Here is a 12858-nt window from a genome sequence, read left to right as displayed (position 1 = left end):
GAGGTTAGGGGCTAGAGGCTAGAGGGTTAGATACATAAGATTACTTAAATATCTTTGATACAAATCCCTAGCCCCTAGTCCCTAGCCCCTAGTCCCTAGCCCCTACTCCCCACTCCCTACTCCCTACTCCCCCTTAGAGGTTATCAGGTTGCTGTATCCCTCTGGAACCACTTGCGGCAGAATTCCGTCTGGGGTTAAATCTGGGGCGCTTCCTCACAATTTGTCTGACTGTATTTTCCATCTACTCAAGTTACTGTGCCCTTGAAATATGCTCTGGTTCATGAGTGGTTAACACCCAAAGCCACCGGTGGTTCAGAATTAGTCGTACAAGAAATTCTGAACCATGTTAATGCCGATTTATATGCGTTGATTGACTTTGAATCCAGCAATCCTGAAAGTTACTTGTACAAACGCCAAATTGGTACAACGTTTCTTCAGCATTTTCCCTTAGCGCGTAACGGAGTGCAGAAATATTTGCCTTTGTTACCCTTAGCAATTGAACAACTGGATTTGCGGCAATATGACGTGATTTTGTCTTCTTCTCATGCTGTAGCAAAAGGAGTTTTAACTACACCTGATCAGTTGCATATCTGCTACTGTCACAGCCCTATGCGTTATGCCTGGGATTTGACTTTTGACTATCTGCGTCAAAGTAAGCTTGGCAGTGGTTTACCAGGGTGGCTAACCAAGTATCTACTGCATCAGCTACGCCATTGGGATGTCTTAAGTGCCAATCGTGTTGATTACTTTATTGCCAATTCCCAGCATACAGCTAGACGAATTTGGCGTTGTTATCGACGAGAAGCCGCAGTGATTTATCCACCTGTAAATGTGGAAGCATTTCCGCTTTTTCTCCAGAAAGAAAATTTTTACTTGACTGTTTCCCGTTTAGTTAGCTATAAGCAAGTATCTTTAATTGTCCAAGCTTTCAATAAATTGCAGTTACCATTGGTCATAATTGGTACAGGTTCAGAAATGGAAAAAATTCGCCAAATAGCCAAACCTAACATCAAAATACTGGGGTGGCAGCCTGATGATGTAGTCAAAAAATATATGGCTCAAGCCAGGGCATTTGTCTATGCTGCTTGTGAAGATTTTGGCATTGCCTTAGTAGAAGCACAAGCTTGCGGTACACCAGTAATTGCTTATGGGGCTGGGGGTGCATTAGAAACAGTCCGGGATGTGCGATCGCACAAGGAGCAAGGAACTGGGATCTTTTTTCCAGAGCAAACAGTAGCGGCATTAACAGCAGCAGTAGAACAATTTGAAGTGTATCGCAATGTCATCAATCCTGAGTATTTGCGATCGCACGCTGATCAGTTTTCACCGCAAATTTTTGCACAGCGTTATCTAGATTTCATCAACCAGTGCCACAAAACCAGACCATACTTAGCGTAATGGTTGAAATTTGTGTACGGAAATTGTGTATGCTTTTGGAACTTCCCTCCAGAAGCACCTCATTTTGGCTTTAAGATTGGGACTATGTGTGGTGTGGATTATTAAGGAGTATGATGACTGCCCAGAGCTCACTCCTCTCCGGCAAGCGAAGCCTACGGCAAGACGCTAGCTCGTCTAGGCGTACTTTCTTAAAACGTAGCAAAAAAACCAAGACACCCAGGGTAAAACCCAAAGTGTCGTCTGCTCAGGCTTTAAACGGAGAGTTCGTTAAGCGACTATTCGACATCGGGTTTTCGCTGTCAGTACTGATTTTGTTTTTTCCCCTTTACTTGATTTTGGCCTTGCTGATTGCTTTCAGCTCAGAAGGCCCCATTTTTTACGTCCAAGAACGGGTAGGTAAAAACTATAGGCGCTTCAATTGTATTAAATTCCGCACAATGGTGAGCAATGCCGACGAAATGCTTGTGCAGATGATGGAAACATCGCCCCAATTGCGACAGGAATTTGAAAGTAGTTTTAAGCTGAAACATGACCCAAGAATTACCACAATCGGTAAATTTCTTCGCATTACCAGCTTGGACGAATTTCCTCAGTTTTGGAATGTTTTAAAAGGAGATATGAGCGTCGTCGGGCCGCGCCCCCTGGTAGCCGAAGAATTACCAAAATATGGTCATCACATAGGGCAAGTATTAACAATCCGACCAGGAATTACTGGATTATGGCAAGTTTCTGGGCGTAATGATATTCCTTACCCCAGACGAGTGCAAATAGACCTACACTATGTCAAATTTAGAAATTTCTGGCTTGACTTGTGGATAATTCTGAAAACGATTAATGTGGTGATTATGCCTAAAAATAACGGCGCTTATTAAGTCAAAATCAACATTGCTCGTAGCGACATTATCAGAGTTCAGGGGTCAGAATATGGCAAAATTCATCCAAATTATTCGCCATCAAGCATTATAAATTGCTTTAAAATTCTGACTTCTGAATCCTGAATATGGAATTCTGTTTGATCAATCTCTCTAAATTTTTAATTAATTTCCACTTAACAAAAGCCAAGATTATATAAAGTTTTTGTAAAAATTCCGCAACATCACCGAAATTCTATCTATTCATTGAGTTAACCTACTCAAGTTCAGCTTGTTAAGTAATTCTTAATTAAGTATATTTGTTTACGGCAAAATTCTGCTATCAATTAAGACCCGTAAGTTTCCCATTAGGCAATTTAGCCATTTGCTGCTAGGTTGTATCAGTTGGACTGAAACTCTACAGATCAAAAATAACAAGGGATAATTGAGCATGGTGCAAACTAAGCGAGCGTTGATTACTGGTATTACCGGTCAAGATGGTTCATATCTGAGTGAATTTTTGTTAGAGCAAGGTTATGAAGTTCATGGAATTATTCGTCGGACTTCTACCTTCAACACAGACCGCATTGATCATATTTACGAAGATCCCCACAAAGAGGGTGTGCGGTTGTTTCTTCACTACGGTGACTTGACAGATGGTACAACGCTGCGGCGAATTTTAGAAGAAGTTCAGCCAACCGAAATATATAATCTAGGCGCACAATCTCATGTTCGGGTGAGCTTTGATTCACCAGAGTATACCGTTGATGCCGTGGGTATGGGTACTCTGCGTCTATTGGAAGCAATTCGAGATTATCAACGACGCACTGGTACAGAAGTCCGTTTCTATCAAGCTGGTTCTTCGGAAATGTATGGTTTAGTCCAAGCAGTACCACAAAGCGAAACCACACCATTTTATCCCCGGAGTCCTTATGCTTGTGCAAAGGTTTACGCACACTGGCAAACAGTAAACTACCGCGAATCTTACAATTTGTTTGCTTGTAACGGGATTTTGTTTAACCATGAATCACCCCGACGTGGTGAAACATTTGTTACCCGGAAAATTACCAGAGCAGTAGCGAGAATTGTAGCTGGTAAGCAGAAAAATCTTTATATGGGTAATCTTGATGCGAAACGAGATTGGGGTTACGCGAAAGATTATGTACGCGCTATGTGGTTGATGTTACAGAAAGACCAACCAGATGATTATGTAATTGCGACTGGGGAAACCCACTCAGTCCGAGAATTTTTAGAGTTAGCTTTTGGTTATGTCAATTTGAATTGGCAAGATTACGTAGAGTTTGACGATCGCTACCTACGCCCCGCAGAAGTAGACTTATTAATTGGTGATCCTACAAAGGCAAAACAAAAGTTAGGTTGGGAACCTTCTGTTACCTTTGAAGGATTAGTCGCTCTTATGGTGGAAGCAGATTTACAAGCCTTGGGTCAGACTTCACCTAATGGTAATGGTTCAAAAGTACCTGTAGATATTGCTACTATTCGGCAAGAATTGGGCGCTCTCCACTTCTGATTTACACCGCAGAGGATAAGAAAAATATGACCGCCTTAGAACTGAAAAACAAAAGGATTCTCGTCACAGGTGGGGCGGGATTCCTCGGTCGTCAGGTAATAGATCAGCTGTGTAAGGCTGGGGCTGATGAGGCAAAAATAACAATACCGCGATCGCGTGAATGTGACATCCGTGTTTGGGAAAACTGTCAACGTGCAGTTGACCAACAAGATATCATTATCCACCTAGCGGCTCACGTTGGTGGGATTGGTCTCAACCGCGAAAAGCCCGCAGAATTATTCTACGACAACTTAATTATGGGAACCCAGCTAATTCATGCTGCCTACCAAGCTGGCGTAGAAAAATTCGTTTGTGTAGGTACAATTTGTGCCTACCCTAAATTTACACCAGTGCCATTTAAAGAAGATGACATTTGGAATGGCTACCCCGAAGAAACTAACGCACCCTACGGTGTGGCGAAGAAGGCGTTATTGGTTCAGTTGCAATCTTACCGCCAACAATACGGTTTCAATGGGATTTATCTTTTACCTGTAAACTTATACGGGCCAGAAGATAACTTTGACCCCAGAAGTTCTCACGTAATTCCCGCTTTAATTCGCAAAGTCCACGAAGCCCAAGTTAACGGAGACAAACAACTCCCTGTTTGGGGTGATGGTAGTCCTACCCGCGAGTTTCTGTATTCTGAAGATGCAGCACGGGGAATTGTTATGGGAACTCAGCACTACCATGAATCGGAACCAGTTAACTTAGGTACTGGTTATGAGATTTCCATTCGTGATTTGATTACCCTGATTTGCGAATTGATGGAGTTTGACGGCGAAATTGTTTGGGAAACCGACAAACCCAATGGTCAACCCCGCAGATGTTTAGATACAGAACGCGCCAAGCAAGCCTTTGGCTTTACTGCACAAGTAGGCTTTAGGGAAGGGCTGAAAAATACCATTGATTGGTATCGTCAAAACGCTGCATAGGATATTTATAGACGTTGTAATGCAGAAGTTCATATACCCGGCTTTTTTGAAAAGTCGGGTATTTTATTTCATAATTTATGTGAGAGGAAATCCCAGTTGTCCAAATTTTCAGAACGAAAGTATCTTACGCTGCATCAATTGATAGAGTCCGATGATACTCAACAGATTGAACTAATCGTAAAATCAGGTATGGATCTCGAATCGACTGATGACAAGTGGGGTATGACTCCATTAGAATTAGCGGCTCACCTGAATAAGATAACTGTTGTTTCTCTTCTAGTGAGTAGTGGAGTAAGTGCTAACTCTATTAGTGTCTCTTCCCCTTTACATTTAGCAGCCGCTAATGGAAATCCTGAGATCATATCTATTTTGATTAATGCAGGAGCTAATGTTAATTTCGTTCATGAAGATGGTTGGACTCCTTTATTTGAAGCTGCAAGTCGTGGTCATTTGAAAGCGGTAGAGTTACTAATCAAAGCTGGAGCTAACCCAAATGTTATCGATTCCTATGAAAATAAACCCATTTCCTATGCTGCACGAAATGGTTACATAGAAGTTGTTGAATACCTTGCTACATATACCTCAGTTAATGAAAAAGAAGCTGCTCTTAAAGAAGCTATTGAGGGCGCAGGGGCTAAAGCTAGGAAAAAGCGTGAACGCCAACAAGCACATTGATAAATTTGTTTTATAACGTTTCATCCTGTTCCTAGAGGTATTTAAATTTCGCAATTTGGCAACAATGTTGATTTATTAAAATAACTTTCTATAGCAGTCCTAAACCATTTGTGAAATTCTCTTTCTTTCCCTTCCTCTCCTTCTTTGTGTCCTTTGCGTCCTTTGCGGTTCGTTAAAAAGAATACTTTTTCACCACTCAGATAGGATTGCTATATGTATGAAGTTGATATTCAATTAGATAAAGTTAAGTTACGTCGTACACTGTTGAAAAAACGGCAATTGATGTCTGTTGCAGAATGGAGAGAAAAAAGCGATCGCATTTGTACAACACTACAAACCTTGATTCACTATGATGAAGCAAAAACCATACTAGCTTATTTTAACTTTCGTCAAGAACCTGATTTAAGTCCCTTATTTGCAAATACTCAATATCAATGGGGATTTCCGCGCTGCGTTGGTAATTCCCTATCTTGGCATATTTGGCAACCTGGAGACTCGCTGCACATAAACAACTATGGTATCAGTGAACCTCATCCCGATGCACCAACTATAAACCCTGGTGAAGTCGATTTAATTCTTGTGCCTAGTGTAGCTTGCGATTCTCGCGGATATCGCTTGGGCTATGGCGGCGGATATTATGACCGCTTACTTAGTTCTCCTGAATGGTCAAATAAACCAACTGTAGGTATAGTATTTGATTTTGCTTACTTGCCGCAACTACCTGTAGAAACTTGGGATAAACCGTTACAAGCGATTGCAACAGAAACTAAATTCCTTATTTATCCTTAAAATACACTTCTCTCCCCAACCCCTCTCCGACGCAGAAAGGGGCTTAAATAGCCTAAATTATCAAGAGGTAAGGAAAATTTTATGAAGCTACAACTAAAAAACTCACGCTGGCAAATGTTGATTACCTATAGTTTATTAGGAGCGATCGCACTTATTACTCTATTTCCCTTACTGTGGTTAATCAGTACTGCTTTAAAATCACCAACGGAAAATATTTTACAGTCTCCACCACAGTTACTTCCTAGCCAACCGACATTGGGTAACTTTGCTAAGGTGTGGCAATCTTTACCATTTGCCCAATATTTATATAATAGTACTTTGGTTTCTCTACTGACTGTTGGGTTGAATTTACTATTTTGTTCTTTAGCGGCTTACCCTTTAGCCAGATTATCATTTCCGGGGCGAGACTGGATATTTATTGCGATCGTCTCGACAATCATGATTCCCTTTCAGATTGTGATGATTCCCCTGTATATTTTGACAGTCCAATTAGGCTTAGTAAATACTTATTGGGGGATGATTTTTCCGAGTTTGGCTTCGGCTTTTGGCATTTTTTTACTGCGACAAGCTTTTATGGGTGTGCCGAAAGAAATTGAAGAAGCGGCGCGGATGGATGGTAGTTCTGAGTTAGGTTTGTGGTGGCATATTATGTTGCCAGCAGTTAGTCCAGCGTTAGTTACACTGGCAATTTTCGTCTTTATTGGGTCTTGGAGTGATTTTCTTTGGCCGTTAATTGTCATTCAAGACGAAAAACTCTACACCCTACCTTTGGGCGTAGCAAAATTAGCCGGTACTTTTTCTTTAGACTGGCGCTTAGTCGCTGCTGGTTCGATCATTTCCATCGCCCCAGTACTAATATTATTTATATTTTTACAACGCTACATTGTCCCAACTGAAACTGGTAGTGGTGTGAAAGGTTAATTTGCCTAACAAGCACCACTTTTACTCAATACCACCCAGATGGTTTTAAATATTAGCATCATGTCATAAACTATCGACCACTTGCGTTGATAATCAACATCCATTTTGACGATAGTTTCAAAATCTTTAATAGTAGAACGACCATTAACTTGCCATTCTCCTGTCATTCCTGGCTTGACTCGTAACCTTTCCCAGTGGTGGGGTGCATAGTGGATGACTTCATCGGGTGTAGGGGGACGTGTGCCAACTAAACTCATTTCGCCCTTCAGCACATTCCAAAACTGGGGAAATTCATCTAAGCTGGTGCGACGCAGGAATTTACCAACGGGAGTAATACGAGGGTCGTCAACTGATTTAAAAATATGGCCTTGGGCTTGATTTTTGACCAGATGCTTGATTTGGTCAGCATTGACTACCATCGACCGGAACTTCCAGATACGGAAGGGTTTACCGTTAATTCCACAGCGAATTTGCGAATAAAATATGGGGCCGGGATTAGTAATTTTAGTAATAATCGCTATGGGAATTGCCAACATCACTGTAATGATGAGTCCCACAATAGCCCCTAAGATGTCAATTAATCTTTTTGTGATGCTAGAGGTTGATCTGTGTAAAGGTTGTGAGACAACATTAGTTGCTGAATATTCATCAGCAAATGCTAAAGCGTCCACAGTGTAACCGCCTGTGTGAGAAGGAAAAGTTGGTAGTGACACCATAAAAAGTTGAAGTTAATCAGGGTATCTGAAAAATTTGGCTACATTCATACTGAGTGATAATATAAACAAAAATTGCACTAGTAATGAACTTCCCTTACAAAATTTACCCAATCTTTGAATTCACCAGAGGATTGTAAAATTTACGTGTTGAATGTATAAAGTAAATCTAGCTACAAGACAATTAACACCCACATACTAGCTGCAAATCCAATAGTTGCGAGATGTTGCCATAAGAGCGATCGCAGTGATTGTCGTGCTATTTTTTGGGTGAGGACTATGGTTAACAAGGCAGAAATAATTAAAGTAAAACCTTGCAAAAAGCTGATAACTGCTGGATGTGCTATCAGTACAGGCAAATTTCCGCTATTTAACCCAAAAGTGGCTAAAGTTACAGGTAAAATTTTCCCACCTTCTGCCAAGCCTAAGTGCAGGTAGTGGGCTAAGTTGCCTCCCAACACCAAAGGTAAGTAGCTGTATGCAAGTTCCTTGAATGATTTCGGCTTGCGTTGAAAATTGAATAGTTGTATGAAAAAATAAGCAGCCCCAGCCACAGCCACAGGGAAAATTAAGGCAAATAACGATAAACCTAAATGCTGCCAAAATTGCGTTAAATCTAGATGCAGTCCTAACCATGATTGCAATTCGGGTAAATGATGCAGATATACACCACCCAAAAGTAAAAACAATAATGCCACTTCATACTTGCGTGGTGTATGAGTCGTCCACAATTCAATTCCAGGGGGACGCAAGTTAAACTCAACGGAACGATGGGGACAGGCTTTTAAACAAGTCATGCACAAGACACAATCTCGGTTATCTTCTAGCTGGGCGGGATGGGAATATAAAGGACAGCCATTAGTTTCCATACCTTCGCCTTTTTGCGGCCCGCCTTTGTAACATTGATAAGTAGTACAGGTTGCTGAACAAATGCCTTGTTGTGCGCGTAGTTCTGTCATGGAAAGTTTGGCGAATAAACCATTCATTCCGCCAATAGGACAAAGATAACGACACCAAAACCGTCGTTCAAATATGGCAGAGAAAATCATTGCCCCGGCTGTAATTAATAACAGTAAACAGGCAGATAGGTAAGCTGTATTTTCTAAATGCCAGAGTTCTTCCCACAGGAAAATTAAGGTAAATAAGCCAAATAAAAACCATCCGCCCCATTTTTCGGCTGTTTCTCGCGGCCAGCGTTTAAGTTGGCGGGGAAATAACCACAGAGATAATTTTTGGGTAATTTCACCGTAAATCATGAAGGGGCAAACAGCGCACCAGACGCGACCGAGAAAGGGAAAAATTAGTAAAAAGAAAGGCCACCACCAAGCCCAAAATAAATTTAAAGCAAAATTGCGATCGCGGGTTTGCGGCCCCAAAAATAAGATCATAATAATGATCGGAAACGCAATCACCGTAAAGCCATAGTTGATTTTGTCAGGCCACCAGTCACTGCGGAGAAATCTTCGCAACCCAGAATAAGTATTTAATAAGTTGACGCGAAATTCTTTTTTCTTGGTTTGGGCTGACCAAAAGATTTCTTCGGTTAATTCCTGTCTTTCTCCGGCTTGAACAATTGCCCGTTCGACTAAATTTTTTAACTCTTTCAGGTTGCCAGGAAAATCATAAGACTGCAAGCGGCGTAAAGCTTCTGGGGTAATGCGAGGTTTCGCCAGTCCGCGCGATCGCACATATAAACTAGTGTAGTATTCTACCTGGGCTTTAATATCAGCTTTTCGCACCCGTACTGGCGGGACTTTAATGACACGACCTACACAACGTTCAATTTTAGATTCCGTTTTTTCCGAAACAATCAAAATTCGCGCTTGACTAGTGCGTGGTTCAGCTAATAATTCCCCATCACGACTGACTGGGGTGTAAGTACCTGTTTTGATGAACTGCACCATTGCTGGTAATAATTCTGGGGGCAGTTCTTGAATATTATTCAGTACTAAAGTGCCTTCCCCCAGCCATTCTAAAAGCCCTGGTCTACCGCCAGCCCGACCAAATAAATCGACACCGCTTGTTTGGAGAATACCACAATTAATTTTAATCATGGGTTCACGGCGTTGAGGTGAACCGTAGTGAATCAAAGCAGCAATATTATCTTTTTCTAACCCTGGTTCGCCGAAGATTTCTGTTGATTTCCGGTCGGCTGCGGCTTCTCGTATTTGTTCCCGCAACCGGACTGCATAGCGACTCGTCCCCACAATACCCCGTTGGGCTTTCGTGACCAAATAAGGACGTAAAGCCACAGAACGTTCTTGTGCGTAAGTTAAGGCTGATGTAACTTGGGCTAATTCTTGGGCTAAAAAGCGAGATAATGCTTGGGTAATTTCGGGATATTGGCTGGCTAAAGCACGAAACTCAGCCGCAGGAATTACCCAGACATGGCATTCTGTGAGGGCAATAATTTTAGATGGTGTTAATTCATCTAATAGTAGTTGTCGCAGGTTAATGACTGCCCCTGGTAGAAAGCCACAAGCAAAGGCAAAGTTACTTTTATTGCTGGTATCGCTTTCAATTTGCCCATCTTTGAGGATGTATAGTGCGGCTGGCGGAGTACCTGCGTTGACTAAGGAACTGCCTTGAGGTATCGTTTGCAATTCTAAAACTTGGGCGATCGCATTCAACGCCGCCGATGAGAGAATTCCTAAAGTTGTACGTTCTTGTAGCCAAATGACTGTTTCTTGTAATGTCATTGTGGGTTTTCCATGCAAGCTGCTGGCTGTATAAATGGAATTATCCCTGATTGCAAGGTTAATTGAGGTATGAAGTTTGAAGTCTGAAGTATGAAATTGATGGGAATCTGGTTTGATTGTTGAAATTATCTGTAAAGGCAGGCTGGATGTGGGTAGGTGCGGGTTGACTCAGGATAGGGGTGTATCCCGGATTTCTCACCACACCTTTCAAAGCCTGTGCAGGGGAGCAGGGGAGCAGGGGAGAATGAAGGTACTCTCTCCCCTGCCCCTCCGTACCTCTGCCCCTCTGCCCCTCTGCCCCATCAAACGCCTGAAGCTTGTGAGAAATGCGGGGTATGTATCTAAAATCCTTCCGCCACACACCCTGACACCCAATCTTGGTTCAGACAGTTTTTAGCCCAAGGCTGCTTTAATCGACTCACTCAGAGGTGTGGTAGGGCGGCCTATCAGTTGGCTTAGGGTTTGGCTGGCATCAAACAATCCTCCTTTTGCTGCTCCTGTCTCAGATTCTGCTAACATCACAGCCAGAGGCTCAGGTAAGCCAGCATTTTTTAATACATTAATATACTCATCTTCAGACAAATTCTGATATCTAACTTGCTTACCAAAAAGCTTACTAATTTCTGTGGCAAGTTCGCTCAATGTATAAGCTACATCACCAGCCAATTCATAGACTTTACCTGCTTGGTCATTGGCTAATAAAACGGTGGCTGCGGCTGCGGCATAATCGACGCGGGCTGCGGAGGCTATTTTAGCTTCTCCAGCACAGCCCATAACTGCACCATATTCCAAGGCTATCGGGATACCTGCTGTGTAATTTTCGGTATACCAACTATTACGTAATATCACATAAGGCACACCAGATTCTTGCAAGACAGTTTCAGTTTTGTGATGTTCTGCTGCTAGAGGCAGAGGACTGCTATCTGCGTGTAAGAGACTGGTATAAGCCAGTAATTTGATTCCAGCTTGCTTACAGGCGTTGATGACGTTTGTGTGCTGAAGTACGCGACTGCCAATTTCACTGGAGGAGATGAGCAATACTTTTTCTGCACCAGCGAAGGCGATATCTAATGTATGGGGTTGGGTGTAATCAATTTGCCGCACCTGCACGCCTAAACTGGCAAAATCTGATACTTTTTCTGGATTGCGAACCGCAGCGACTAGTTGATTGGCAGGAACGGATTTTAATAGTTCTTGCAATACTAATCTGCCTAACTGACCCGATGCAGCAGTGATGACAATCATATTTTTTAGTTGGTTAATTTTTTGATGTCGATAAACCTAATATAATTTCATTACTAACTTTTGGTAAGTACCAACAAAAAAGTAAGTATATGAGCGATCGCAATGATGATTCCAAGACTCTGACACAACGCTGGGAAATGGGGAATATTTTCGCCGCGCCATGTCCCTCACGAGACATTCTGAAACACGTTTGCAGCAAATGGGGCGTACTGATTCTGATTGCGCTACGCCAAGGGACTCACAGATTTAGCGAGTTGAGACGTAAAATGGGCGGAGTTAGTGAAAAAATGCTGGCTCAAAGTCTACAATCACTGACGGAAGATGGTTTTGTGTTGCGTGTATCTCACCATGTAGTTCCGCCTTTTGTTGAGTACAGCTTGACTCCGATGGGAGAAGAAGTCGCCGAGCGCGTCGCCGCCTTAGCAGACTGGATTGAAGTCAATACGCCAAGGGTGTTGGATGCAAGGAAGAAGGTGGACAGATAGTGATGATAATCCAGCATCCGTATAGCTGTGACTTCAGCCGCTTGGATGTGAATATATGGGAATACGGTTTGATTCCTGCATCTAGTGGTGTAAGCAGGGTGTAGGGAATGGGGAGTAGGGAGTAGTAAAGCAGCCTGATCTGGGTGTACTGATTTTTTTCCCAAATCAAACATGAGTCCTATAGTATGAGTCATTGTTTACCCACTAGAGGCTGTTTTATGAGTTTGGCTGATGTGCCTAATCTTTGGGTTCCCTTGGCGTTTTTGGGATTAATTGTCTTGGCGGCGGTGTTTTTTAGTCGTAGCTAGAATTTAGGCGATCGCATAATTTTCACATCAATGTGATAACACTGTCACATCTCATTGCTAATTTAATACTTAAGTAAACAAACAGTTTGCTCCTCACACCATACCGTCTGCCCTTTTGCTGTTTTATAGCACTGGGGCTTATTTAATAAAAAAAGTATGCAATTCTTAGCAGTGTCAGTATATACTTACATCCGCAATCAGCTAGATTATTTCTCTATCTAATGGAGGAATAAATATACCGAAAATAAGTACTAAATAAGATACTATTCCGA

12 protein-coding genes are annotated in these 12858 nt (G+C 42.1%); 9 read left to right on the top strand and 3 right to left on the bottom strand.

What is annotated here, in order from left to right:
- Positions 1–255: 255 nt before the first annotated feature.
- From H6G79_RS08460 to H6G79_RS08430, 7 genes are all read left to right on the top strand, one after another.
- On the top strand, positions 256–1398 hold the full coding sequence (locus H6G79_RS08460) for a glycosyltransferase (protein WP_190588476.1): 1143 nt from the start codon (positions 256–258) through the stop codon (positions 1396–1398).
- 113 nt (positions 1399–1511) lie between these two features.
- Positions 1512–2270 carry a sugar transferase gene (locus H6G79_RS08455; RefSeq protein WP_190588597.1) on the top strand — a complete coding sequence of 253 codons (759 nt, stop codon included), beginning with the start codon at positions 1512–1514 and terminating at the stop codon, positions 2268–2270.
- Between the two features lie 430 nt (positions 2271–2700).
- Positions 2701–3780 carry a GDP-mannose 4,6-dehydratase gene (gene gmd, locus H6G79_RS08450; protein ID WP_190588477.1) on the top strand — a complete coding sequence of 360 codons (1080 nt, stop codon included), beginning with the start codon at positions 2701–2703 and terminating at the stop codon, positions 3778–3780.
- A 26-nt stretch (positions 3781–3806) separates the two neighbouring features.
- Positions 3807–4751, top strand: coding sequence for a GDP-L-fucose synthase (locus H6G79_RS08445; RefSeq protein WP_190588478.1), 945 nt, complete (start codon positions 3807–3809; stop codon positions 4749–4751).
- A 96-nt stretch (positions 4752–4847) separates the two neighbouring features.
- Positions 4848–5426, top strand: a complete 579-nt coding sequence (locus tag H6G79_RS08440) for an ankyrin repeat domain-containing protein (RefSeq protein ID WP_190588479.1) — start codon at positions 4848–4850, stop codon at positions 5424–5426.
- Positions 5427–5639: 213 nt separating this feature from the next.
- Positions 5640–6215 (top strand): 5-formyltetrahydrofolate cyclo-ligase, encoded by a 576-nt coding sequence (locus H6G79_RS08435; protein ID WP_190588480.1) that lies wholly within the window; start codon positions 5640–5642, stop codon positions 6213–6215.
- Between the two features lie 81 nt (positions 6216–6296).
- A complete protein-coding gene (locus tag H6G79_RS08430) occupies positions 6297–7136 on the top strand; it encodes a carbohydrate ABC transporter permease (protein ID WP_190588481.1) in 840 nt (279 codons plus the stop codon).
- Between the two features lie 5 nt (positions 7137–7141).
- Here the strand turns inward: H6G79_RS08430 and H6G79_RS08425 are convergent, their stop codons facing one another.
- The 3 genes from H6G79_RS08425 to H6G79_RS08415 form a co-directional block, all read right to left on the bottom strand.
- A complete protein-coding gene (locus tag H6G79_RS08425; RefSeq protein ID WP_190588482.1) occupies positions 7142–7852 on the bottom strand; it encodes a sugar transferase in 711 nt (236 codons plus the stop codon).
- Between the two features lie 170 nt (positions 7853–8022).
- Positions 8023–10548 (bottom strand): sigma 54-interacting transcriptional regulator, encoded by a 2526-nt coding sequence (locus H6G79_RS08420; protein WP_190588483.1) that lies wholly within the window; start codon positions 10546–10548, stop codon positions 8023–8025.
- Between the two features lie 393 nt (positions 10549–10941).
- Positions 10942–11793, bottom strand: a complete 852-nt coding sequence (locus H6G79_RS08415; protein WP_190588484.1) for an SDR family oxidoreductase — start codon at positions 11791–11793, stop codon at positions 10942–10944.
- An 89-nt stretch (positions 11794–11882) separates the two neighbouring features.
- Between H6G79_RS08415 and H6G79_RS08410 the strand changes: the two genes are divergently transcribed.
- The gene (locus tag H6G79_RS08410; protein ID WP_190588485.1) at positions 11883–12278 is read left to right on the top strand and encodes a helix-turn-helix domain-containing protein; all 396 of its coding nucleotides are present in this window, start codon (positions 11883–11885) and stop codon (positions 12276–12278) included.
- Between the two features lie 185 nt (positions 12279–12463).
- Entirely contained in the window at positions 12464–12586 is a 123-nt protein-coding gene (locus H6G79_RS37290; RefSeq protein WP_277877226.1) for a hypothetical protein, read from the top strand.
- Positions 12587–12858 lie beyond the last annotated feature (272 nt).

The organism is Anabaena sp. FACHB-83 (assembly GCF_014697485.1).
In the GTDB taxonomy this organism is placed as follows: domain Bacteria; phylum Cyanobacteriota; class Cyanobacteriia; order Cyanobacteriales; family Nostocaceae; genus Nostoc_B.
The sequence above is the reverse complement of the archived record's forward strand: the minus strand, read 5'-3'. Positions and strand labels throughout refer to the sequence as shown.